This is a genomic window from Pseudoalteromonas undina (assembly GCF_000238275.3).
Classification (GTDB): Bacteria; Pseudomonadota; Gammaproteobacteria; order Enterobacterales; family Alteromonadaceae; genus Pseudoalteromonas; species Pseudoalteromonas undina.
In genome coordinates, this window is record NZ_AHCF03000003.1 from 82,968 (window position 1) to 108,693 (window position 25,726).

General features: G+C 41.3%; 22 protein-coding genes. 8 read left to right on the forward strand and 14 right to left on the reverse strand.

From position 1 onward, the window contains the following. Positions 1–82: 82 nt before the first annotated feature. From PUND_RS03975 to PUND_RS04000, 6 genes are all read left to right on the forward strand, one after another. Entirely contained in the window at positions 83–553 is a 471-nt protein-coding gene (locus PUND_RS03975) for a CreA family protein (protein ID WP_041708852.1), read from the forward strand. Between the two features lie 3 nt (positions 554–556). Next, positions 557–1,339, forward strand: a complete 783-nt coding sequence (locus PUND_RS03980) for a hypothetical protein (RefSeq protein WP_010391765.1) — start codon at positions 557–559, stop codon at positions 1,337–1,339. A gap of 2 nt (positions 1,340–1,341) precedes the next feature. Further along, the gene (locus tag PUND_RS03985; RefSeq protein WP_010391766.1) at positions 1,342–1,968 is read left to right on the forward strand and encodes a LysE family translocator; all 627 of its coding nucleotides are present in this window, start codon (positions 1,342–1,344) and stop codon (positions 1,966–1,968) included. A gap of 18 nt (positions 1,969–1,986) precedes the next feature. Continuing rightward, positions 1,987–2,481, forward strand: coding sequence for a gamma-glutamylcyclotransferase family protein (locus PUND_RS03990; protein WP_010391767.1), 495 nt, complete (start codon positions 1,987–1,989; stop codon positions 2,479–2,481). A gap of 27 nt (positions 2,482–2,508) precedes the next feature. Continuing rightward, on the forward strand, positions 2,509–4,050 hold the full coding sequence (locus tag PUND_RS03995) for a serine hydrolase (protein WP_010391768.1): 1,542 nt from the start codon (positions 2,509–2,511) through the stop codon (positions 4,048–4,050). Between the two features lie 103 nt (positions 4,051–4,153). Beyond that, the gene (locus PUND_RS04000) at positions 4,154–5,077 is read left to right on the forward strand and encodes a histone deacetylase family protein (protein ID WP_010391769.1); all 924 of its coding nucleotides are present in this window, start codon (positions 4,154–4,156) and stop codon (positions 5,075–5,077) included. Here PUND_RS04000 and PUND_RS04005 read toward each other — a convergent pair. Further along, positions 5,057–5,356, reverse strand: a complete 300-nt coding sequence (locus tag PUND_RS04005; RefSeq protein ID WP_010391771.1) for a DUF4144 family protein — start codon at positions 5,354–5,356, stop codon at positions 5,057–5,059. The genes PUND_RS04000 and PUND_RS04005 overlap by 21 nt on opposite strands. 76 nt (positions 5,357–5,432) lie before the next feature. Here PUND_RS04005 and PUND_RS04010 point away from each other — a divergent pair, with 76 nt between their 5' ends. Then, positions 5,433–7,961: an EAL domain-containing protein gene (locus PUND_RS04010; RefSeq protein WP_010391773.1), complete on the forward strand. Its 2,529-nt coding sequence runs from the start codon at positions 5,433–5,435 to the stop codon at positions 7,959–7,961. Here the strand turns inward: PUND_RS04010 and PUND_RS04015 are convergent. The 13 genes from PUND_RS04015 to rsmD form a co-directional block, all read right to left on the reverse strand. Further along, positions 7,934–8,749 (reverse strand): DUF2797 domain-containing protein, encoded by an 816-nt coding sequence (locus PUND_RS04015; RefSeq protein ID WP_010391775.1) that lies wholly within the window; start codon positions 8,747–8,749, stop codon positions 7,934–7,936. The genes PUND_RS04010 and PUND_RS04015 overlap by 28 nt on opposite strands. 21 nt (positions 8,750–8,770) lie before the next feature. Beyond that, positions 8,771–11,311, reverse strand: coding sequence for an EAL domain-containing protein (locus PUND_RS04020; protein WP_010391777.1), 2,541 nt, complete (start codon positions 11,309–11,311; stop codon positions 8,771–8,773). 93 nt (positions 11,312–11,404) lie between these two features. Further along, positions 11,405–12,688: a phosphoribosylamine--glycine ligase gene (purD, locus tag PUND_RS04025; protein ID WP_010391778.1), complete on the reverse strand. Its 1,284-nt coding sequence runs from the start codon at positions 12,686–12,688 to the stop codon at positions 11,405–11,407. A gap of 14 nt (positions 12,689–12,702) precedes the next feature. Next, the gene (locus PUND_RS04030) at positions 12,703–13,521 is read right to left on the reverse strand and encodes a class I SAM-dependent methyltransferase (protein ID WP_010391779.1); all 819 of its coding nucleotides are present in this window, start codon (positions 13,519–13,521) and stop codon (positions 12,703–12,705) included. Positions 13,522–13,630: 109 nt separating this feature from the next. Further along, positions 13,631–15,217 (reverse strand): bifunctional phosphoribosylaminoimidazolecarboxamide formyltransferase/IMP cyclohydrolase, encoded by a 1,587-nt coding sequence (purH, locus tag PUND_RS04035; RefSeq protein WP_010391780.1) that lies wholly within the window; start codon positions 15,215–15,217, stop codon positions 13,631–13,633. A 332-nt stretch (positions 15,218–15,549) separates the two neighbouring features. Then, positions 15,550–15,840: a DNA-binding transcriptional regulator Fis gene (gene fis, locus PUND_RS04040; RefSeq protein WP_002957804.1), complete on the reverse strand. Its 291-nt coding sequence runs from the start codon at positions 15,838–15,840 to the stop codon at positions 15,550–15,552. A gap of 19 nt (positions 15,841–15,859) precedes the next feature. Beyond that, complete coding sequence (dusB, locus tag PUND_RS04045) at positions 15,860–16,831, reverse strand: tRNA dihydrouridine synthase DusB (RefSeq protein WP_010391792.1); 972 nt, start codon at positions 16,829–16,831, stop codon at positions 15,860–15,862. Between the two features lie 282 nt (positions 16,832–17,113). After that, positions 17,114–17,995 carry a 50S ribosomal protein L11 methyltransferase gene (prmA, locus tag PUND_RS04050; protein WP_010391794.1) on the reverse strand — a complete coding sequence of 294 codons (882 nt, stop codon included), beginning with the start codon at positions 17,993–17,995 and terminating at the stop codon, positions 17,114–17,116. Between the two features lie 71 nt (positions 17,996–18,066). Continuing rightward, the gene (gene rpoD, locus PUND_RS04055) at positions 18,067–19,908 is read right to left on the reverse strand and encodes an RNA polymerase sigma factor RpoD (protein WP_010391796.1); all 1,842 of its coding nucleotides are present in this window, start codon (positions 19,906–19,908) and stop codon (positions 18,067–18,069) included. Positions 19,909–20,032: 124 nt separating this feature from the next. Next, positions 20,033–21,784, reverse strand: a complete 1,752-nt coding sequence (gene dnaG, locus PUND_RS04060) for a DNA primase (protein WP_010391798.1) — start codon at positions 21,782–21,784, stop codon at positions 20,033–20,035. Positions 21,785–21,944: 160 nt separating this feature from the next. Continuing rightward, the gene (locus PUND_RS04065; protein WP_008114877.1) at positions 21,945–22,391 is read right to left on the reverse strand and encodes a GatB/YqeY domain-containing protein; all 447 of its coding nucleotides are present in this window, start codon (positions 22,389–22,391) and stop codon (positions 21,945–21,947) included. Positions 22,392–22,410: 19 nt separating this feature from the next. Beyond that, positions 22,411–22,626 (reverse strand): 30S ribosomal protein S21, encoded by a 216-nt coding sequence (gene rpsU / locus PUND_RS04070; RefSeq protein WP_002957797.1) that lies wholly within the window; start codon positions 22,624–22,626, stop codon positions 22,411–22,413. Between the two features lie 145 nt (positions 22,627–22,771). Beyond that, entirely contained in the window at positions 22,772–23,377 is a 606-nt protein-coding gene (gene rsmD / locus PUND_RS04075; protein WP_010391816.1) for a 16S rRNA (guanine(966)-N(2))-methyltransferase RsmD, read from the reverse strand. Positions 23,378–23,582: 205 nt separating this feature from the next. Here rsmD and ftsY point away from each other — a divergent pair, with 205 nt between their 5' ends. Beyond that, positions 23,583–25,643 carry a signal recognition particle-docking protein FtsY gene (ftsY, locus tag PUND_RS04080; protein ID WP_198501062.1) on the forward strand — a complete coding sequence of 687 codons (2,061 nt, stop codon included), beginning with the start codon at positions 23,583–23,585 and terminating at the stop codon, positions 25,641–25,643. Positions 25,644–25,726: the final 83 nt, after the last annotated feature.

Consider the following 25,726-nt stretch of genomic DNA (forward strand, 5'->3'; position numbering starts at 1 on the left):
TTACTTATAAAATTTGTTTTATCGCAGTGAAAGCGTTTAGTATAAGGCATAACTTAATTTTATTATGAACGAAGGACTTGCTATGAAGTATCTCAAAATGGGTAGTCTAATTGCGTGTTTAGCAGGGCTTACAGGGTGTTCTGATGATGTTGCTTCAGTGAGTTTAGGGCTGTTTACCACTAAAGATGTGGTGGTTAACTCTCAGCAAGATCCGCTTGTTACAGGGGTTACTTGTCATATTAGTCATATTGAGGCTAATTTAGACTTTTCAGACCCATCAGATATGTCGATTGCTTGTCGCCAAACAGGGCCAATTACCGCAGACCAATTACAGTCTATTGACCGTAGTAAGTCGGGTGAAGTCGTGTTTAAATCATCTAAGAGTATTTTGTTTAAGTCGTTAAAAGTTCGTCGCATTTATGATGCTAAAACCCATACGTTATTGTATTTATCGTACTCAACGAAAGAATCTACAGGTAGTCATCATCACGCGCTTTCTACGGTGCCTTTATACAATACACAAGCATGGCAATGGGCGAAGGGGCAAGAATAGTTTATGTTAACCCTATTTAAATCAAAACCCTTATTGGCAGAACAAGAACAACAGTGGCTAGTTGATACCTTTATTTGGGCTGCAGAAAACTTTGACCTGAATTTTTTTACTAAGCACAGCCAAATTATTTTGCCAACGGTCGAGTTTTTTCCTGATTCGGTTTCAAGCATTGAAGAAATGGCCAGTAAAGTGTTTGCGCGTGTTAAACACTATGCTGGTATGGATGAGTGGCCTATAACACTTGTTGCACCGCAACAATTACAACCTCAGGTGTTTCCACATTTTGAATTTAGTGAGCATCTACGTGGTGAGCACTGCCATTTAATGGTGCCACCAAGCCATACAATTAATGTGTCGTTTAACCCAAACCAAATCAATCAACCACAAGATTTAGTAGCTAGCTTTGCAGGTACTCTTGCTACCATTTTAATTCATCATGTAGGCGTATTACCCCCAGGTGGTAAAGCGTACTTACCTCAAGCAACGGATGCTTTAGCGTGCTTTTTAGGTTTTGGGGTGATGATGAGCAATACTGTGTACCAGTTTAAGGGTGGTTGTGGCTCATGTTACAACCCATATGCCAATCGCGAAGCCACGCTCAGTGAAACCCATACTGTATTTATGCATGCGTTAGTAAGCTACTTTAAGCAAGATAAACACTCTAAAAAACATTTAAAACCGCATTTAAGAGGCCAATTTAAAAAAGCGCAAAAAGAAATAAAAACATTGGTTAACCAGTCGGCTAATCCATTGTTGTTGGCTTTTTCGCCAGAGCAAGCCAGTTAACCATGGTTTATATTGATGAGTTTTTATTAATTGCCATTGCTCACTTTTTTGCAGTGGCCAGCCCCGGGCCCGATTTTGCTGTGGTACTTAAGCAAAGCGTACAATATGGAAGGCATAATGCGCTGTGGACCAGTGCAGGTGTAGGTGCAGCTATTTTATTACACATAGCTTATTGCGTGTTGGGAGTCGCGCTGGTTTTAACTCAATCGCCTTCGTTGTTTATGGCACTTAAATATATAGCCGGTGCTTATTTAGCGTATTTAGGTGTGCAGGCGCTGCGCGCTGCCAAACCTTCAAATACCTCATCAGAACAGACTGCAAAACCCAGCCTTGCAGCTGAGTCATCATGGCATGCGTTTCGCCGTGGTTTTTTTACCAATGCATTAAACCCTAAGGCTACGCTATTTTTTATGTCGCTGTTTACCTTAGTGATTAGTCCTACTACACCAGTAATAGTGCAAGTGGGGTATGGCGTTTATATGGCGCTAGCAACTTGGGCTTGGTTTTCTATTTTATCGCTATTGTTATCAAAAGCACGGGTGCGAAACTTTTTTCAGCAAAGTGGTTATTGGTTCGATCGTGGCATTGGCATTATTTTAATCGCACTGGCTGTGCGAGTTGTTATTTGATAGACCCTAAGGAATAGTATGGCGTTATATAATTTTTCGTTTGGCTCCAATATGTCATCTAATCGTTTATTGGCACGTTTACCTAACGCAAAACGTGTGGGTACGGCGCTTTTAAAAGGCTATAAGTTAACCTTTAATATGGCCTTTGCTGATGGTTCAGGTAAATGCACTATTGTGCCCACTAACGAACCCGATGCCGTGGTATATGGGGTGGTGTATCAGCTTAATGAAGCCGAAAAAGAGATCTTAGATAAAATTGAAGGCCCTAATTACGACTGTGTTGATTTAACCGTGAGCCTTTTAGATGACGATGACATTAATGTGCATTGCTACATAGCAAACACACATGACGACACACTGCTGCCTTATGATTGGTACGTGCAGCATGTATATCGTGGTGCGCTTGAGGCCGGTGTGCCAGAACATTATAGTCAACGTATTTTAGCTTATCCTAGTAAGCAAGATACGAATAAAGCGCGCGCCGACATAGAATTTGCGGTTCATCAAGATTAAACAAAAATAATAACCTAAGGTAACACTATGAAACTAACAAAATTAGCCACAGCCGCATTATTGGTTGGCTGGGCGTTCACGAGCTCTGCAGCGGTTGATACCGATAAAATAGCAGAGGTGATCAATACCTCAATGACACGTTTTGATGTACCCGGAATGGCCGTTGCTATTGTTGAAAATGACAAAGTAGTATTTGCTAAAGGCTTTGGTGTTGCCAACCTCAATACAAATAGCAAGGTGAATAAAGACACTTTATTTGGCATTGCTTCAAATACCAAGGCATTTACCAGTGCAGCACTGGCTAAGCTGGTGGATGAAGGCAAATTAAGCTGGGATGATCGCGTAATTGATCATCTCCCTGAATTTAGATTGCATGACCCGTACGTTACCCGTGAAATGCGAATTCGCGATTTGCTAAGCCATCGCAGTGGTTTAGGGCTTGGTCAAGGTGATTTAATGATTTGGCCAAGTACTGATAAATCGGTAGCCGATATTTTATCGGGGCTGAAATATTTAAAACCTGCGAGCAGTTTTCGTAGCCAATATGCTTACAACAATCTAATGTTTGTTACCGCTGGTGAAGTTGTTGCCCGTATATCGGGGATGAGCTGGAACGACTACATTGAAAAAAATATTTTACAGCCGCTCAATATGAGCAACTCACGGGCTGGCTTTTCGCGTATCGCTAAAAATAACAAAAACTGGGCAATTGGGCACATCCCAATGGACGGTAAATTGCATCCCTTTTTTGTTAATTACCTTGAAGATTTTAGAGGGGCAGGAGCCATTGCATCAAGCGTAAATGATATGAGCCAATGGCTTCGTACTCAACTTGCTGGTGGCAAAATGCCTAATGGCGAACAGCTATTTAGTGAAAAGCAGCAAGCACAAATGTGGCACCCACATATTACCTCACTGGCATCTAAAAGTGCCTATGAAGCGTATCATCAGCAATTTAGAGGTTATGGATTAGGCTGGAGTATAGAGGATTACCACGGCGTTAAGAAGCTGGCACATGGTGGTGGCATTTTAGGTATGGTATCGCAGGTTACTCTTTTGCCAGAGAAAAATGTGGGAATTGTGATATTAAGCAACCAACAAGCGTTTTCTGCATTATCGGCGGTGACTCATGAAGTACTTGAAGATGTACTAGAGCTTGAAGATAAAGACTGGGTTGAAGATTTAGCTAAAAAGCACTTTGCAGGTAAAGAAAAAGCCTATGCTAACGCGGCTCCATCAGTGCCTGCAGATATCCAGCCGGCATTGCCAACCATTAATTACACCGGTACTTTGCATGATGATTGGTATGGCGATGTAATAATTGAAGAGTTAGATGGTAAATTACGCATTGATTTTACCCATACAAAGCGCCTCAAAGGTGAGTTGGAGCATTACACAGGTAATACCTTTATTGTTAAATGGGATGAAAAGCTATTAGAGGCAGATGCCTTTATTCGTTTTTCTATGAGTGCAGATAACCGTGTAGAATCAGCGAAAATGAACGCAGTTTCAACGCAAGTGACCGATTTTAGCTTTGATTTTAGAAACCTTGACTTAAAAGCTAAATAACTAGAACCTTGGTTAAATAGTCGTTTAGTATCAACCAAAGTCGCAAAGCCACCCTCAGGTGGCTTTGTTATACTCGTTAAGCAACTTATTTTTGGAGTTAGCTATGCGCACTGCGATTATTTCTCACCCCCACTGCCGTAAACATAAAATGATTGACGATCATCCAGAGTGCCCTGAGCGTTTGGATGCGATTAACGACCGTCTACTTGCAAGTGGGCTGGATGTCGCTATCGAGCAAAAACAAGCGCCTAAGGCCTCGCGTGAGCACTATTTATTGGCGCATAGTGAACAACACATCAAGCATGTAGAAAGTATGATCCCAACCGAAGGGCTTAGCGATTTGGACGGCGATACCTGGTTATGCCCCGATTCATTGAAAGCAATTGAGCGTGCAGTAGGTGCAGGGTTACTCGCTGTTGATGAGGTTTTAGAGGGTAAGTTAGACGCTGCATTTTGCTCAGTGCGCCCGCCAGGGCATCACGCTAACCGAGATAGCTCTTCTGGTTTTTGTGTGTTTAACAACCTTGCGATTGCGGTTAAATATGCACAAAGCAAAGGGGTTAAACGTATTGCCATTATCGATTTTGATGTACACCATGGTAATGGCACGCAAGATATTTTTATGGATGATGAAAATGTGTTGCTGTGCTCGTTATTTCAATATCCATTTTATCCAAATACCGCCATTAAAAATAACGCCACGTTGGTAAATTCACCTTTGCCTATTGCTAGTGATGGTGCTGATTTAAAAGCGCTTTATGAGCAGCAGTGGCTACCAAAATTAACAGAATTTGAGCCTGAGCTACTTTTCATAAGTGCAGGATTTGATGCGCACCTTGAAGATGATATGGCCAGTTTAAAGTTTGTCGAAAGTGATTATATATGGCTTACTGAGCAGTTAGCGCTATTTAGCCAACAACATGGTTGCTTAGGTATTATCTCTTACCTAGAGGGAGGATACTCACTGTCTGCCCTCGGGCGCAGTGCGATTGCACACGTTAAAGCCTTAGTTGATTTCGGCGAGTAACCTAAATGCCTGTTCAGGAGTAAGCTGCTCTATTTTACTGAGGCAACATTGCCCTTCTTTTGCTAAATATTCCTTTACCAATTGCGCTAATTGTATTGCACTGAGTGCATTATGCGCATCGCCATTTAAACCTTGATAGCCACTTACCTTATCTAAAATAACCACGTTTTTCTGCTCATTCACGTCCATAGTATAAATAAAATCATGTAACTCATCTGCATGCTCTAATAGCTCAATCTCATTATTATAAATAATAATTAATGGGTAACTGATGCTCATATATTGTCCTAAATCAAATTGTCATTTACTGAATAATTTATAATCGTGCATTGGTTTAATTTTGGAAGTAAAAGCAATGCCCCACACTAGCCGCTATCAAAAAGTATGCGATGTTTTTACCAATAAGGTGATCGCCTGTACCAAGGATACCCCTTTAATTGAAGCGGTGAAACTAATGCGTGTGCACAATGTTAGCGCTATTTTTGTTAAACATCAGCAGCAAATAGTGGGGGTGTGGACTGAAACTGATTGCTTAACGCTTAACTTTTCTGATCTGACACTTAGACAAATAATGATTGAAAAGGTAATGTCGAGCCCGGTGTTGAGTGTACCCAGCCAGCAATTATTAACCGATACCGCCATGGTGTTTAATAAGCATGGCGTAAGACACTTACTGGTAACCGATGCGAATGATAACCCAAGCGGGGTGATTAGTATTACTGATATTGTGAGTAATCAAGGATTAGAGCATTACCTGCAATTTAGACCGATAAACGAGCAATATAATAAAAATATTAGGGTAGTCCCAAGTTCATTAGCCATCAATGATGCTGTTAACTTAATGCGCAAATACGCCGAAAAAGTTATTTTAGTATTTAATGAAGATGAAAATATCCATGGCATTATTACCCAGCGAGATTTACTAAAACTCATCACCGAGCAGCATAATCATCTTATTTGTTGGGATTTAGCGAGCCGTCCTCTTTATAAAATAAGCCCTCAAGACAGCCTTTTTGATGCTTACAGGTTGATGTCGGAAAGTAATATTCGGCATTTAGTAGTAAGCGAAAATAATCAAATAAACGGTGTATTATCGCTTGAAAACTTAATTAATGAAATTGAAACGGCGTATTGCTGTGAGCTTGAAAAGGTACTTCAGCAGCGAGATATTGCACTGCAGCACTCACAGCGTAATTTATTTTTAGCCAATAAAATTATCGACTCCTCTTTGGATGGCATCATGATCACCGACTCGAATGGGGTGATTATGCAAGTAAATCCTGCATTTACTCATTTAACCGGCTACAAAGAATATGAGGTGATAGGTAAGCGGCCTAATATGTTGAGTTCAGGACGTCATGATAAAAACTTTTATATAAAAATGTGGGATTCACTGACTAAAACAGGCGTATGGCAGGGGGAAATTCATAACCGTAAAAAATCTGGCGATATTTATATTGAGTGGCTCAGTATTATAGAAATAAAAGAGCCAAGTCATAGTGATGTTACTTATGCCGCTATTTTTAGTGACATAACAGAGCGAAAGAGTGCAGAAGAAAAAGTAGTGCAGCTAGCATATTTTGATGAACTAACCGGTTTACCTAATCGGCGCTTATTTAACGATAGGCTCTCTATGGCACTGGCCTCTGCTCACAGAGATAAACAAATGCTAGCGGTAATGTTTATTGACCTTGACCGTTTTAAAGAGGTAAATGACAGCTTGGGCCATAACGCCGGTGATACCTTATTAAAATTAGTTTCTGAGCGCATTATTAACACCCTTAATGAGGGGGATACACTGGCACGATTAGGGGGAGATGAGTTTATTGTTTTGTGTGAGGTTGAAAGCGTAGCAGCTGTTATCAGACTTGCAGAGGGTATTTTAAATCACTTAAATACCCCCTTTAAATTGGAAGGATTTGAAGTGGGTGTTACCGCCTCTATAGGTGCAGCGGTTTATCCAGATGATGGCTTAGACAGTGAAACATTATTAAAGCATGCTGATATTGCCATGTATCGCTCAAAAGATGTGGGGCGTAATTCGTTTCAATTGTTTCAACCCTCAATGAATGCCCGCTCCCTTGAGCGCTTGGCAATGATGAGCCGCTTTCAACATGCACTTGAAAATGATGAGTTTGAGCTTTATTTTCAGCCTAAACAGTGTTTAAAAACAGGGGGGATTATGGGGGCTGAAGCACTACTGCGTTGGCAAGACCCTGATTTAGGCACTATTTCGCCAGCGCAGTTTATTCCGCTTGCTGAAGAGTTAGGTTTAGTTGTTCGTCTCGATTTATGGGTTATTAACCAAGCCGGTAAGGAGTTAACTCTTTGGCAAGCACAAGGAATGAACCCCGGACGTTTAGCGATTAATGTATCTGCTTGCCACCTAAGCCAAGGTAAGTTAGCTGATAACATTAAGGCCATGCTTAATCGCTATCAATTACCTGGGAGTTTACTTGAAATAGAGCTGACCGAAAGTAGCTTTATAGGTTCTTTTTCACAGGCAAAAGAACAGTTACAACAGCTTAAAACGTTAGGTGTACATATTGCGCTTGATGATTTTGGCACGGGGTATTCGGCATTAAGCTATTTAACCAAACTGCCCTTTAACACGTTAAAAATTGATGCCAGTTTTATTGCTAAAATTCCTGATGAATACGGCAATAGCCAAATTGTAGCGGCTATTATAGCCATGGCGACAAGTTTAGGGTTAGATGTGGTTGCTGAGGGAGTTGAGCATGCCTCGCAAGAGACACACTTAGCAACGATAGGCTGTAATATTATTCAGGGTTACCATTATTGCTATCCATTAACACGACAGCAATGGATAGCATTTTATAACCAAGCAGCAAAAGGTTACTCTGAGTCTACGCTCACTTCATAAGAGGTGAATTTTCGAATATTAATCACACCGCTATCAAAAATTAAGTACTGACCTTTTATACCTTGTAAAATACCGCTAACAACAGGGTTTTTATCAAAGTTAAATGAGCTAATTTTAGTTGGGTATTCACTAACTGGAAAATCAAGGTTTACTACGTCTTCATCAAGTTGTTCAATGGCGGTTGCGCCAAACAGCTCACTCAGCTCTGTAAGCTTTTCGCTTATTTGTGGAATAAGTTCGGCGGCTGCTGCTTTTAAATCAAGCGTGTCGTTTTGCCCTTTAAGCATATTACGCCAATTGGTTTTATCAGCAATAAACTGTGCCAGCGCTACTTCAACTAAGCCCGATTGCAAACGAGTCTGCACTTTAAAAATAGGTAAGGCCTGGGTTGCTCCTTGGTCAATCCAACGGGTAGGAATTTGTGTATGGCGAGTAATACCTACTTTTAATCCTGAGGTATTTGCTAGGTAAACATAATGCGGGATCATGCAATTTTCTTCGCCCCACTCTGGCTCGCGACAGGTGCCTTGGTCGTAATGGCAGGTTTCCGGTTTCATGATACACATATCGCAACTGGCAAGTTTGCGCATACACACAAAGCAGTGCCCTTGAGAATAGCTTTTTTTGGTTTTTTTACCACAGTTAGAGCACAAAATTGTGCCACTAAAAGTAAGGGTCAGCTGTTTGCCAATTAAGGCATTTAAATCAACCAGTTCATCACCTATAGGTAGGTGGTATTGAACCGGCTCTGTTAAGCTCGACTTTAATTTACGCAGTGTACCTTGCATCTTTTCTTGGCCCCAAAGATGTTAAAAAGGGGAGTTTAACATTTTTAGGCTGTATTGGCTTTTTAAGAAGTCTAAATAATTATCATAAGAGAGTGCTTTGGCATACAGGTAGCCTTGAGTACGGTCGGCGTTCATTGTTGTAAGTAGCTGATGAACCTCTTGAGTCTCTACGCCCTCAATCGTGATAGTTAGGCCCAGATTATGTGCCATATCTATGGCTGTTTGCACAATAACCTGATGCGCACGATTATCAGTTAAATCAAACACGAATGACTTATCTACTTTAAGTTCGCTAAAGTGATAGTTAACCAAGTAGCTAAGCGATGAATAACCAGTGCCAAAGTCGTCTAGTACTACTTTAACGCCCAAAGTAGCAAGCTCATCAACTAAGGTGACTAATGCATCTTGATTTTCGACAAAAGCAGACTCAGTCAGTTCAAACTTTAATAAGTGAGGAGCAACCTGATACTTAATCAAAATATTCTCTACTTTTTCGGTCAAATTAGTAATGGCTAGATTTTTTGCACTTAAATTAATACTAATACTATGATTGCTTATGCCATCGGATGCCAGCTTTGCAATGTCTTTACAGGCTTGTTCAATAACCCAAATTGTTAATTCATTAATAATACCAGTGTGTTCGGCGAGTATAATTAGCTTTTCTATCGAAATATTTTTAAAGTCAGCATCTGGCCAGCGTAGTAGGGCTTCCGCGCCGTGTATACTGCACTCCTCTAAGCTCACTTGTGGTTGATAATAAAGGGCAAGTTGATCCTCTCTTATCGCTTGCTGTAGCTTGGCTGCAAGAGCAACGTCCATGGTAAGGTTGTCATGCGCAAGTGATGAGCTTACTTTGCTTAGGTTATGTTTAGCGTCGTGTAATGCTAAATAGCCTCGTTTTAACCAAAACTCAAAATCATCACGTTTACCGTAACCACTAATGCCAACACTGTAATTAAGTTGTAAGTCTAGACCTTTAATTTGATATGTTTTTGGTAACTTATTTAAGATCTGTTTGAGTAATTCTTCGAGCGTATGCTGACTCTGGTTTTTAGTGGAAATACAGGCAAATACGCCACTGCCTAAATCAGCAATTTTAGCTGGCTGATTAATACCACTGTTGAGATGGAAAAACTCTCGTTCAAAGCTTAATTGGCATTCAAGTTCGTGAGCAACATGTTTAATTAGCTCATACCCTTGCGAGGGCGTAATAATGGTATTTAGAGAGTTAAAATGACGTATTTTCACCAAGCATAAAGTGGTAGAGCGTCGCTGGGCTTTGAGTGCCATAAAGGCATACTTTAGTTTAGCGCTATTAAGTAGCTTAGTTTGCTGGGTATGTGTTGCATGATATAGCGCTTGCTCACGCTGATAACGAATCCGATCAGCAAGTGCCATTGCCATTAGGACAATTTCACACAAAATGGCCATTAAAAAAGCATGGCGTATTGAAAAACTATAGGAAATAACGCCTGTGAGCTCTAGAGGTTGGATAGCTGCGCCAATGATCAGTGGCACCCACGAAAATACGTAAAACTTAGCCCAACGAAAACCGCTTCTTAATTTGTTGTAAATTAAAATGAAGCAGACAATATAGAGCGATCCTAAAATCACAAAAAATATCGGTGCGGCTATATTTTCAGGAATGAAAAAACTCAATATCCCTAGAACTAGCATCAGTCTTAATAAGCCGATGCTTAATTTATAGCGCCAGCAACCGTCTTTATGATAACGTAAAAACAGTGTGCAAAAGGCGAGGGTAAAAAACGCAATGGTGTAGTTGACCACAATGACTTTTTCGTGAATAAATAACTGCCATTCAAGCGGCCATAAATAAAAGCCAAACCCCAGCACGGTGCCCATTAATGCAATAGCGCTAATAATGTAGCCAATGTAAACTAAATATACGCGGTCTTTAATACCAAAATAAAGTAATAGGTTATATAGCGAGGCCATTAATAGTACGCCAGCAAAAATTCCCCAAATGCCTGTTTGTGAGCGAACTAAGTCAACAAATACGGTATGGCGATATAAGTGAATTGGGGTTTTACTGATCCCCACGGTATCTATTTTTATGATTAATTGTTGTTTAGACTGACCATCTAGTTTAAAGCGAATATGGGGCACGCTGTACTTAAATAAAGTAAGACGCGGCTCTTTATCACCAAGCTTATAAGTGTCGAGTAGCTGGTTATTACTATTGAGCCTATATATAGTGAGGTGATCCACCATCGGATTATCAAAATGCGCCACCACATCTTCTTGTTGACTGCTTTTGTTTTCTAAATCAAGGCGTAACCAATAATTTTGCTGTTGAAAACTCCAAGGAATATCGTTAAATTTTTGCTGTGTAAACTGCGCTTTATTATTCATTACTTCTGCGAAGTTTTGTGTTTTACTCTTGTCTATGTAATATGCATGATCAAGATAAACAGGGGTTATTTTATCTATGGTATAGCGAGATGGCATCACAAAGTTTGTTGCCAATGTGCTGATAATAAAAAAGATAAAAATAAGTATTACGACCGCTATCGCATGATAGCGCAAGGTTTTAAATTCCAATATTAACCTGTGCCCTGATTGTTTTTTTATAGTGTAGCAGTAAAAAGCGCAGATAATCTGCGCTTATAAAGTTTAATGAGTAAAACTCAATAATTATTGTTCACGAGCAATTGCACGATAGGCTATATCTGTACGGTATTCCATGCCGTCCCAGCTGATTTCATCAACCAGTTTATAGGCACGTTGTTGCGCTTCGGTAACGGTATTACCTAGTGCCGTTGCACATAATACTCTACCACCGGCAGTTACTACGTTATCGCCATCTTGCTTAGTCCCTGCGTGAAAAACTTTTTCGCCTTCAGGGTAAGTTACTTTCAGGCCACTAATCGCATCGCCTTTCGGGTAGCTATCTGGGTAGCCTTTGGCAGCTAAAACAACACCTACAGCAGCGCGTGAATCAAACTCAATGATAGTTTTATCAAGCTCTACACGGTTAGCAGCTTCAATCAGCTCAACTAAATCTGATTGCAAACGTAGCATCATAGGTTGTGTTTCAGGGTCGCCAAAACGACAGTTATATTCAATTACTTTTGGTGTGCCGGTGTCATCTATCATTAAGCCTGCATATAAAAAGCCAGTGTACGGGTGGCCTTCGCTAGCCATACCTTCTACCGTAGGGTAAATCACTTCATTCATAATGCGTTGATGAATTTCATCAGTCACTACCGGTGCCGGAGAATAAGCGCCCATACCGCCAGTATTTGGGCCAGCATCGCCATTGTAAGCACGTTTATGATCTTGGCTAGTTGCAAATGGCAGTACGTTTTCACCATCAACCATTACGATAAACGACGCTTCTTCACCTTCTAAAAACTCTTCGATGACAACGCGACTGCCAGCTTCACCAAAGGCATTACCCGCAAGCATATCGCGAATGGCTTCTTCTGCATCGCGTTCATCCATAGCTACAATCACGCCTTTACCTGCCGCTAAACCATCGGCTTTTATAACAATCGGTGCGCCTTTCTCTTTTAAATAGGCAAGCGCAGGGTCGATTTGTTCAAACGTTTGGTAATCAGCGGTTGGGATAGCATGACGTGCTAAAAAGTCTTTAGTGAACGATTTAGACCCTTCAAGCTGGGCAGCGCCTGCTGTTGGGCCAAAAATAGCTAAGCCGTGTTCACGAAACTTATCAACAACACCTAATACTAGCGGCACTTCTGGACCAACAATGGTTAGCTCAACATTATTTTGTTGTGCAAAGCTAAGTAGCCCATCAAGATCTTCAACGTTAATTGCTACGTTCTCAAGTTTTGGCTCAAGGGCTGTGCCCGCATTACCTGGAGCAACATAAACAGTGTTTACTTTTGTATTTTGAGCGGCCTTAAACGCAAGTGCGTGTTCGCGGCCGCCGCTGCCAATGACTAATACATTCATGGCGAATATCCTATTTAAAGCGGTTTTTTAAATTTCAGCGTCATACGGTCGCTTTCACCTATGGCTTTATATTTAGCGGCATCTTGCTCGCCAAGTCTAAGGCTCGGTGGAAGGGTCCATACCCCTTTAGGGTGATCGGCTGTATCAAGAGGGTTTGCATTAATATCGCTTTTTGCTTCAAGTTCAAAACCTGCCTGTTCAGCAAGTGCAATAACCACACTCTGCTTCATATAACCTGATGACTTTTGCATTTCATCGGCTTGCTCTTCGGGTAGGCGATGTTCAACTACGCCTAAAGTGCCGCCAGGTTTAAGTGCTGTATAAAAAGACTTAAATGCATTGCTTGCTGCGTCTTTGTCTTTACTCATGAACCAGTTATGGACATTACGAAAAGTAAGTACCATATCGGCGCTACCTGCAGGGGCAATATCTAAATGAGTAGAAGGAGCAAACTCAGTAAGTTTAACGTGACTAAAGCGGGCATCTTCAGCGATTTTAGCTTTAAAACCAGCAAGAGAACGTTGGTAGTAACCTACCGATGAATCAGCAGGAAAATGCGCGGCATAATAGGTGCCTTGCTCTTTTAATGCTGGCGCTAAAATTTCACTATACCAACCACCGCCAGGCGCAATTTCTACCACAGTCATTGTTGGTTTAAAGCCAAAAAACTCGAGGGTTTCTACAGGATTGCGGTATTGGTCACGTTCACTGCTGCGCTCGCTTGCTTTAACTGCATTTGTTAATGCTGAGTCGTGGCCATGGTTGTGTGCTAATGCCATTGTTGAACTTAATGACAGCGTGGCAACCAGTAGAGATTTTAGTGCAAATTTCATCGTCTAATCCTTCACATTATAATTGTTAGTCATGGTTATAGAATAAGCAGAATACGTGAATTTGATGCAAACAAAAAGAGCTAACTGAAGCAGTTAGCTCTTTAAGCGATTAATGGCGGAAATGGCGCATACCCGTAAACACCATTGCCATACCGGCTTCATCAGCGGCGGCAATTACTTCTTCATCGCGCATGGAACCACCCGGTTGAATAACCGCGGTAATACCTGCTGCAGCTGCAGCATCAATGCCATCACGGAATGGGAAAAATGCATCTGATGCCATTACCGAGCCTTTTACTTCAAGGTTTTCATCAGCGGCTTTAATACCGGCAATTTTAGCTGAGTAAACACGGCTCATTTGGCCTGCACCTACACCTATAGTCATACCGTCGCGGGCATAAACAATGGCGTTTGATTTTACAAATTTAGCCACTTTCCAGCAGAACAGTAAGTCTTTAAGTTCTTGCTCAGAAGGCTGGCGCTTAGAGACAACCGTTAAGTCGCCTTGCGTTACCATACCTAAATCACGGTCTTGAATTAGAACGCCGCCATTAACGCGTTTAATGTCATGGCCTGTGCCTTTAGCAGAGAACTCACCACACTCTAATAAACGTACGTTTTGTTTAGCTGATACTATTTGAGCGGCTTCTGCACTCACGCTTGGCGCAATAATAACTTCAACAAATTGACGTTCAACAATCGCTTGTGCAGTTTTTGCGTCAAGTTCTTGGTTAAAAGCAATAATGCCGCCAAACGCTGACGTTGGATCAGTTTTAAAGGCGCGATCGTATGCTTCTAAGATATTTTCGCCAATTGAAACACCACATGGATTAGCATGTTTTACAATAACACACGCCGGTACATCAAATTCTTTAACACACTCAAGTGCGGCATCGGTATCGGCAATATTGTTAAACGATAATGCTTTACCTTGTAGCTGAGTCGCTGTCGCCACAGACGCTTCAGTGATGTCGTTTTCAACATAAAACGCGGCATCCTGATGCGAATTTTCACCGTAACGCATATCTTGCTTTTTAGTGAATTGCATATTAATAGTACGTGGGAACTTAGTATCTTCAGCGGCTTCTTCTGTGTAATCAGGAACCATTTTACCGAAGTAGTTAGCAATCATACCGTCGTATTGCGCTGTGTGCTCATAGGCGGCAATAGCTAAATCAAAGCGGGTTTTGTAGGTGGTTGAGCCGTTATTATTTTGCATTTCGCTGATAACACGGTCGTAGTCGCTTGCGTTAACAACAATCGTCACATCTTTGTGATTTTTAGCTGCTGCACGCACCATGGTTGGGCCACCAATATCGATGTTTTCAATAGCATCTTCAAGGCTGCAGTTTTCTTGAGCGACAGTGTTCGCAAAGGGGTATAAGTTAACTACAACGATGTCGATAGCAGCAATGTTGTTATCTGCCATTACGTCTTCATCTTGGCCACGACGAGCAAGGATACCGCCATGAATTTTTGGGTGAAGGGTTTTTACGCGACCATCCATGATCTCAGGGTGACCGGTGTGATCTGATACTTCAGTCACTTTAATAGCATTATCAGCAAGTAGTTTACATGTGCCGCCAGTTGAAAGTATTTCAACACCTTGTGCTTCTAGTGCACGGGCAAATTCAACAATACCGGTTTTGTCTGACACACTCAAAAGTGCGCGACGTATAGGACGATGTGTATCCATTGTAGTTTGATTTCCTCAGTTAATGAGCTAGCTTAGAAGCGCGTATTTTAACTGATTCCGACTCAAAAAACGACTTATAACGACCCATAAAGCGTGAGCATTTTGCAATTTCGTTAATAAATTTTACAGATAAAAAAAGCACCCTAAGGTGCTTTCTGCTCAATATACTTTATACCAGTTGTATTGGATTAGTAAGCAATTATAACGACAGATAAATAAGTCAATAACAAGGAAAAAATTTTGCTGTGTAGTTATTCTACATAAAAAATTTTTAACGCAGTTAGGGACTTATTTAGCTCGTTAGAATGATTACGGTTTCAATATAGCTGGTATCAGTTCATACCGTATTTTTTTAGCTTTTTACGTAAAGTACCACGGTTGATACCTAGTAAAATTGCCGCACGAGTCTGGTTGCCACGTGTGTAAGTCATTACTTCTTCAAGCAATGGCGCTTCTAGCTCAGAAAGAACAAGGTCGTAAACGTCTTGCACATCTTGACCGTTAAGCTGTTTTAAGTAGTGGTGAACAGCTTTTTTTACTGCATCACGCAATGGCTGCGGTTTCTCGTGTGACTGAACATGAGGGTTTGTGATAAATGGAGAAGTCACGTTTTGTTCGAACATTATAAAGTCTCTTTCTTTCTTAGTTAGCTGCTAGTGTTTTAAAGTATTGCTCTAATGCGACGACCTGTTCCTCGGAATTGTCGAGCGCATTAAATACTCGCCTAAACTGACCGTCACTGTCATGGGTTTGCAAATACCAAGATACATGTTTGCGAGCGATTCGTGCTCCCATTGGCTCACCGTAAAACATATGGAGGTTGGTTAAATGCTCCATTAAAATACTGCGCACCTCTGCAATAGCAGGTGGCTGCATATGTTCACCAGTTCGCAAATAGTGGTCTATCTCCCTAAATATCCAAGGGCGACCTTGGGCGGCTCGACCAATCATGATGGCATCTGCACCCGTATAGTCCAAAACCTGCTTTGCTTTTTCAGGTGATGTAATATCACCATTAGCAACCACAGGTATCGACACTGAACGTTTTATATCCCTAATTGTGGCGTACTCAGCATCACCTTTATACATACATGCGCGCGTGCGCCCATGTACAGCCAGTGATGCAATGCCATAACGTTCAGCTATTCTTGCAATCTCTACACCATTACGGTTGTCCTGATCCCATCCAGTACGGATTTTAAGTGTTACAGGTATATCAACCGCATTAACGACGGCATCAATAATCTCTTCCACGAGTTCTGGAAACTGTAATAAGGCTGAGCCTGCAAGTTTCTTGTTCACTTTTTTTGCTGGGCACCCCATATTGATATCTATGATCTGTGCACCGTTTGCAACATTGAATTGTGCGGCCTGTGCCATAAGCTCAGGGTCTGCTCCTGCAATTTGCACCGCACGTATACCCGACTCACCAGAATGATCCATTCGGTTCATCGACTTTTCGGTTTTCCAAACCTTCGGATTAGACGACAGCATTTCAGACACAGCAAGGCCAGCGCCTAAACGACGACATAACTGTCTAAATGGTCTGTCTGTTATGCCCGCCATAGGCGCGACAATGACATTATTCTCAAGTTGGTATGAACCGATACGCACGATATTCAATAGGCCTCTTTTCAAGGGGCGCTAAGTTTACGGCTTTTTGCGCAAAAATCAAAGGCTATAAATTGAACAAAAGTGACTTTTTTTTGCTCTTTTCGTATTGACATTTGATAACCGTATGACGAAGCGGTTTATTTGTGTGAATTTTGAACGGTCGTTGTTTTTATAATAAAAAATCTTTATTTTTTATTATGTAAAAAAATAGTAAAGCCTGTTAAATACAGGCTCTAGAAACGACTTTTGAGTTAATACTCTAAACTTTGAAAAAACGCACTATTATACTTTTTTAATGCCACTGACTCGGGTCCAGTCGCCTTCAATGGCAATCTCATCAAGTTCAATAAAGGGCGCATATATATCGGCAACCGATTTTGCTTGCTCTTCTAAAATGCCCGACATGGCAATTTTACCGCCTGGTTTTAATAATCCTAAAATCACACTATGAAGCTCACGCAGAGGTTGCGCTAAAATATTTGCCACAACAATATCGGCTGTAAATTCAGGTTGGTTTTCTGGTAGATAAACTTCAAGCTTGTCAGCAACGCCATTACGGTTAGCGTTATCTAAGCTTGCTTCTAGCGCTTGCGGGTCAATGTCTATCCCTATCATGCGCTCTGCACCTAGTTTAATTGCTGCAATGCCTAATATGCCTGAACCACAACCAAAATCGACTACCGTTTTGCCGCTTAAATCTTGGCTTTCAAGCCACTTTAAACACAGCGCGGTGGTGGCGTGCGTGCCAGTACCAAATGCAAGACCTGGATCAAGTAGTACATTGACTGCGTCAGGGTCTGGAATATCGCGCCAGCTAGGGCAAATCCATAGTTTTTCGCCAAATTGAATAGGGTGGAAGTTATCCATCCATTCACGTTCCCAATCTTTGTCTTCGAGTTGCTCGATTTTGTAAACTAAATTGTCTTTGAGCTCATCATGGCGCTTTAATAACGCAACCACGGCGTTCATATCGTGATTAGCTTCGAACAGACCAATTACTGTGGTATCAGCCCAAAAAACGACAGTGCCAATTTTGGGTTCGTAAATAGGGGTGTCTTTAGCATCAATAAAAGTAACAGAAGCACTACCAGCTTCCATTAATAAGTCACTAACTGCATCTGCGGTTGCAGCATTGGCATTGATACGGATTTGGATCCAAGCCATGTTTATTTCCTTGAAATAGAAAAAAGGCCGCTACAGCGGCCTTTTAAGTTAACTCATAATGTAACGCTAGGTTATTTAGCGTCTAAAAAGCTTTTCAGTAAATCAGAGCGAGAAGGGTGACGTAATTTACGTAGTGCCTTCGCTTCAATTTGACGAATACGCTCACGTGTTACATCAAACTGCTTACCTACTTCTTCCAATGTGTGATCGGTATTCATATCAATACCAAAACGCATACGTAGTACTTTCGCTTCACGGGCAGTTAAGCCAGCGAGCACATCGTTAGTTGCGCCACGAAGAGACTCCATTGTTGCCGAATCGATAGGCGAATCAATAGTCGTATCTTCAATGAAGTCGCCTAAGTGCGAATCTTCATCATCACCAATCGGTGTTTCCATTGAAATTGGCTCTTTTGCAATCTTAAGTACCTTACGGATTTTATCCTCAGGCATCATCATGCGTTCAGCTAATTCTTCTGGATTTGGCTCACGACCCATTTCTTGTAACATTTGACGTGAAATACGGTTCAATTTATTGATCGTTTCAATCATATGTACTGGAATACGGATCGTTCTTGCTTGGTCAGCAATAGAGCGAGTAATTGCTTGGCGGATCCACCACGTAGCATAAGTTGAGAACTTATAACCACGACGGTATTCAAACTTATCAACCGCTTTCATCAAACCAATATTACCTTCTTGAATTAAATCCAAGAACTGTAAACCACGGTTGGTGTATTTTTTAGCGATTGAAATTACCAGACGTAAGTTCGCTTCTACCATCTCTTTTTTAGCACGGCGCGCTTTCGCTTCACCAATACTCATGCGACGGTTTATATCTTTAATACGTTCAATGCTTAAGCCAGTGCTTTCTTCCATTGAAGAAAGTTTGCTAATACAACGAAGTATTTCAGGCTTCACTTCTTCAAGTTTAGCTGAATGCTTTTCGTTAGCTGCAATTTCAATATCAAGCCATGCTGTGTCAGTTTCGTTGTTTGCAAAATGCTTAACAAAGGTTTTCTTTGGAAGCTTTGAGACTTGTACTGCATGCTTCATGATAAGACGTTCTTGAACGCGAACTCGGTCCATCATTTCACGCATGTTATTAACCATGCGGTCAAATTGTTTAGGCACAAGTTTAAAGGTTCTGAACAACTCACCAATTTCTAAAATTGCGGCTTGAGATTCTGGATGAGAGCGACCTTTTTTATCGAATGTTTCACGTGCTTTAGTGTATAAATCACGTAAGTTTTCGAAATGGATGCGCGCTTCTTCAGGATCTGGACCTGTATCTACTTCTTCTTCGTCTTCATCATCGCTGTCATCATCATCGTCGCTGTCATCAAGCTGTTTTTCGCTTAATTCAGAACCAATGTTAGTGGCAGCAATTGGCGGTGCTTCGTCTGCATCAGGATCGAAAAAGCCAGAGATAATGTCGCTAAGGCGCATCTCTTCTGCTTCAAACTTATCCCACTGTTCAAGTAGGTAAGTGATCGCTTCTGGGTATTCAGCAACCGAAATCTGTACTTGGTTAATGCCTTCTTCAATACGTTTAGCGATAACAATTTCGCCTTCACGGGTAAGAAGTTCAACAGTACCCATTTCACGCATGTACATGCGAACAGGGTCTGTTGTACGGCCGATTTCTTTTTCTACAGTAGCAAGGGCTGCAGCGGCAGCTTCCGCTGCGTCTTCGTCTGTCGTGGTTTCTTGCATCATTAATTCATCAGCATCAGGCGCGTTTTCGCTAACCTTGATACCCATGTCATTAATCATGCTAATGATATCTTCTACTTGATCTGAGTCGATAATATCTTGTGGAAGGTGATCATTAACTTCTGCAAAAGTTAAGTAACCTTGCTCTTTACCTTTTTGAATCAGAAGTTTTAATTGTGACTGAGGAGTTGGATCCATAGAGATTGTTTCTTCCACTCTGATAAGTTGATACAACAGGCGCCATCATGGAGTTTGCTCAAAGGCTAACCAGAATAATGTGACGCAGTGAATAGCACAGTATAACAGCCTAAATCAAATCTGACTAGCCGTTAGTCGTTTTTAACGCTGTCATTAGCAAATGACATTCTAGTCGTTCATCGCTATTTAAGCCCTGTGTCTTGTCTTTTATTAATAGGGTCTCTAGTCGATAATTTAAACACTGATCTTCAATAAATTTAAAAGTATTTTGAAAAACAGTCTCTAAACGCTCTTCATCTATTTGATGTTGCCATGTCGCCAACTTAGTTAATGGCTCATAGTCATCAGTGTCTCTAAATGATTCGAGAATTTGTGCAGTGGTAATGCCATCTTTTTGTAAGGCTTGATGTTGTAGGCGTAATAACAAGCCGATCCCTGCAATATTCATTTGTGTTAAATCAGGCAAGTAGGGCACGCTTTTCGCCAAATTAGGGTGCTGAACTAAAATGCCTATCGCTTGGCGCATCGGTGTAATTTTAAATTTACGTTCAATTGCCTGCTGCTGTTTTGGTGTTTTTAAATGATTATTAAGTTGCTCACGGGTGCGACCAATTAATCTGCCAAGTTGCTCCAAGATATTTTCTTGATAGAACTCACTTGGGATTTTTTCAATTAATGGCAGTGCTGCACTGAGTAACTTAGCCTTACCGGAATCGAGCGTTAAATCAATCTCTTTACTTAGTTTATTAAACAGCACTTTAGTGAAGTCATCGGCGTTTTCTAGCCGCTGCTCAAAAGCCTCTTTACCTTCTTGTTGAACGAGTGAATCAGGGTCTTCACCATCGGGTAAAAATACAAAATGCAGTGCTTTGCCATCGTTTAAGTAAGGAAGTGCATTTTCCAGTGCACGCCACGCGGCATCTTTACCTGCACGGTCACCGTCGTAGCAACAAATAACTTTGTCAGTGGTTCTAAATAAGGTGTGCATATGCTCGCTGGTTGTCGCTGTGCCGAGTGCGGCAACTGCGTATTCTATGCCTTGTTCAGCCAGCGCAACGACGTCCATATAACCTTCTACTATAAGTACATGATCGAGTCTTTTATGTGCTTGTTTTGCTTCATAAAGGCCATAAAGTTCAAAGCCTTTGTGGAATATTCGTGTTTCAGGAGAGTTTAAATATTTTGGCCCCTGATCTGCTTGCATTACACGGCCACCAAAAGCAATTACGCGACCGCGTTTATCACGAATAGGAAACATTAAACGATCACGGAAAAAATCGAATTGCTTACCTGGCGTTTTTTCAGATGCGAGCTTCAGCTCAACTAATTGCTCTTTTTGTTCTTGATTACGTCCAAGCTGTTGGCAGAGGCCTTCCCATTCGCTGGGCGCATAGCCCATCATAAACTTTTTAACTGTTGCGCCGCTTAAGCCGCGACCTTTTACATAGTCTATTACTGTTTCAGAATTACTATGATGTTTTAACTGGTGTTGATAAAAACGCGCTGCATGGAGCATTAAATCGTAGTCTGAACGTTTTTGTGCTGCGGTGCGTTCTGGGCCATTACTACTTCCTTGTTCGCGAGGAACATCTAGGTTAAGTAAACTGGCTAGCTCTTCAATTGCATCAACAAACTCAAGTTTGTCATATTCCATAACAAAAGAAATAGCATTGCCGTTAGCGCCACAGCCAAAGCAATGATAAAACTGTTTATCTTGCGATACAGTAAACGAAGGCGATTTTTCATTGTGAAAAGGACAGCAAGCTTGATAGTCTTTGCCCGCTTTTTTCAACCCTACCTTTGAGTCAATCAGGTCGACAATATCGGTTCGTGCCAATAAATCATCGATAAAGTTGCGTGGGATCTTTCCAGCCATTGTTTAAAGTACAGCCCTAAGGTAAATATAAAAGTGTTAAAAGCGAATTATAATACGCAGAGATTGGAACACAAATGCATATTTTTTTGAAGTGCTCTAAACGAAGAAACCGAGCTCAAGGCTCGGTTTACTTCAATCATACTTAATGTATGTGGGAGTATCAGGCAGTTAATCGTTGCTTAATTAAACCTGAGATTTTGCCCATATCGGCACGACCTTCGGCTTTGCTTTTGATTATACCCATTACTTTACCCATGTCTTGCATACCTGCTGCGTTAGTATCAGCAATAGCCGCGTCAATGAGAGCAATGATTTCTTCTTCACTCAATTGTTGAGGTAAAAAAGCTTCAAGTGCTGTAATCTCATTGGCTTCAATTTCAGCTAAATCATCACGCCCAGCATCTTTGTACTGAGTGTAAGAGTCGCGACGTTGTTTAACAAGCTTCACTATAACGGAGGTAATACCTGCGTCGTCTAGTGTTATTTGCTCGTCAATTTCACGTTGCTTGATTGCAGCAAGTACCATACGAATAGGGTTAAGACGTTGTTTGTCTTTAGCTCTCATCGCATCTTTTTGCGCATCTTTTAGCGTTATTAAAAGGCTCATTTATACAAGACCTAATATATTAGTATAATTTAACGCGACGAGCGTTATCACGAGAAAGTTTTTTCATGTGACGTTTAACAGCAGCCGCTTTTTTACGCTTACGCTCAGCTGTTGGTTTTTCATAGTGCTCGCGACGACGAACTTCTGAAAGGATACCTGCTTTTTCACATGAACGCTTGAAGCGACGAAGTGCTACGTCAAACGGTTCGTTCTCTCTTACTTTAATTACTGGCATTAAAAATTCACCTACCTAAATTATGAGCGTTGCTCAAGTTGATCAAACATTGATCAAGTGGTTCAAAAATGGTGCGGTATTGTAATCCGAAGCAACACCACATGTAAAGGATAATATTAACAGAAACCCGACGGCTAAAACAGTGCTAATTTATATGCCGTTGGTATAGCCTGCAAAAAACTTGCCCAGCTTTTTTCTCTTTTATTAACAACCAGTTATTAGGTGCTTTAAACGAAGTTAACTCGGTTTCTACTTCAACATATATTAGTGCGTCAGGGTCGAGCCATTGATTATTTTCTAATAAATCACAGCATGATTGGGCTAAATTTTTGCGAAATGGCGGGTCAATAAAAACTAAATTAAATGTGTCATTGGTGTTTTTGCTTTCAAGAAAGGTCAGGGTATTAGTATTGAGTACCTGTGCATTTTGCGCATTAAGGGTGGCAACATTTTGCGTTAGCTGTTTTGCTGCTAACGGATCAAGCTCTAAAAATGTGGTGTTTTTAGCAAAGCGAGATAGCGCTTCGAACCCTAAACCTCCGGAACCGGCAAAGCAATCGAGAATGCGCGCATCGCGGGTATCGTGCATTAACCAATTAAATACTGTTTCTTTTATTCTGTCGGTTGTAGGGCGCAAGCCTTGAACGTCTTTTACTGGCAGTTTTCGACCGCGAAATTGGCCGCTAATGATTCTAATAACGCCATCGACTGATTTATGGGTGGTGTTATTTGGTGTGATTTTTTTTCTCATTTAACTCACTAAAAATTGGTATCTATGATCTAGCTCAGATAATATTGCAATCATATCACGGCGTGTCATTTTTCAACTGCGCTAAAAGTGTTACTATTATGCACCCTCGAGGATAACGTGTTGCTAAAAAGCAATTATTTAGGCTTAAAAGCACGCTATCATTATCGTTAGTTTATCAGATTTTTATAAGTGGTTATTAGCAAGTATGGCAAAAAAAAGTAAATTCATGTCGTGGCTCGGTTTTGGCAAGTCAGATAAAAAACAAGCAGAAGCTGATAAACAACAAGCATTAGCAAACGAGCAGGCAGAAAAAGCCGAACAAGAGCGCTTAGCAGCAGAACAAGCCGAGGCGGAGCGTTTGCAAGCTGAAGCCGAAGCTGAACGTTTAGAACAAGCCCGAATTGCAGCTGAACAAGCTGAAGCAGAACGTTTAGCGCAAGAGCAAGCTGAAAAAGCCGAACAACAAATAGCTGCCGAAAAAGCAGAGACAGAGCGTTTAGAGCAAGAAAAACAGGCGCAAGCACAACGCGCTGCGGCAGCAGAAAAACAAGCGATTGAACAAGCTAACGCTGAGCTATTGGCTAAACAACAGGCAGATGCCGAGCAGCAAAGACAAGAGCAAGCTAAACGTTTAGCAGAGCAAGAAGCGCAAATGTTGTTAGAGCAAGAGCGTATAGCAGCTGAAAAAGCAGAAGCTGAACGTTTAGAGCAAGAGACACAGGCGCAAGCACAACGCGCTGCGGCAGCAGAAAAACAAGCGATTGAACAAGCTAACGCTGAGCTATTAGCTAAACAACAGGCGGATGCAGAGCAGCAAAGACAAGAGCAAGCTAAACGTTTAGCTGAACAAGAAGCGAAAATGTTGTTAGAGCAAGAACGTATCACGGCTGAACAAGCTGAGAATGAGCGTTTAGAGCAACAGCGCATTGCAGCAGAACAAGCTGAAAATGAACGTTTAGAGCAACAGCGTATTGCAGCAGAGCAAGCTGAAAATGAGCGTCTAGAACAACAGCGTATTGCAGCAGAGCAAGCTGAGAATGAGCGTTTAGAGCAACAGCGCATTGCAGCAGAGCAAGCTGAAAATGAACGTTTAGAGCAACAGCGCATTGCAGCAGAGCAAGCTGAAAATGAGCGTCTAGAACAACAGCGTATTGCAGCAGAGCAAGCTGAGAATGAGCGCTTAGAACAACAGCGTATTGCAGCAGAGCAAGCTGAGAATGAACGTTTAGAGCAACAGCGTATTGCAGCTGAAGAAGAGGCTGAGCGTCTAGAGCAACAGCGACTGACCGCAGAGCTTGCAGAGGAAGAAGCAAAGAAAGCGGAGAAACCTAAAAAAGAAGGCTTTTTCTCTCGTCTCAAAAAAGGCTTACTTAAAACTCGAGTGAATATTGGCTCTGGTTTTTCGTCAATTTTTAGCGGTAAAAAAATTGACGACGAGTTATTTGAAGAGCTAGAGACTCAGTTACTTACTGCTGATCTCGGTGTTGATACCACCATGAAGCTCATTGATAACTTAACTGATGCAGCCGATCGCAAGCAACTTAAAGATGGTGATGCGCTTTATGAGCTTATGAAACAAGAAATGGCAACTATGCTAAAAACAGCAGAGCAGCCTTTAGAAATACCAGCAGATAAAAAACCTTTTGTTATTTTAATGGTAGGGGTAAACGGCGTAGGTAAAACCACCACCATTGGTAAAATGGCCAAGCAATTCCAAAATCAAGGTAAGTCGGTCATGCTTGCTGCCGGTGATACTTTTAGAGCTGCAGCGGTAGAGCAGCTTCAAGTATGGGGTGAACGCAACAGCATTCCGGTAATAGCTCAACATACAGGTGCTGATAGTGCATCGGTAGTATTTGATGCTTTTCAAGCTGCAAAAGCACGTAATGTCGATGTGTTAATTGCTGATACAGCAGGGCGCTTGCAAAATAAAGATAACTTAATGCAAGAGCTGGAAAAAATAGCCCGTGTAATGAAAAAAGTAGACCCTGATGCACCTCATGAAGTGATGCTGACTATTGATGCTGGTACAGGCCAAAATGCAATTAGCCAAGTAAACTTATTTAATCAATGTGTAGGTTTAACCGGTATCACATTATCAAAGCTTGATGGTACTGCTAAAGGTGGGGTTATTTTTGCCGTTGCTGATAAGTTTAATATTCCTATTCGTTACATTGGCGTAGGTGAAAGTATTGATGATTTGCGTACCTTCAAGAGCGATGACTTTATTGACGCGCTATTTAGTCAAGATGAGGACGACGCTTAATTTACCAAAAGGGAGCCTGCTCCCTTTTTAATTGCGAGGAATACCATTTTATTTTAGAGCCTAAGGCTAACAATAAATTGGCA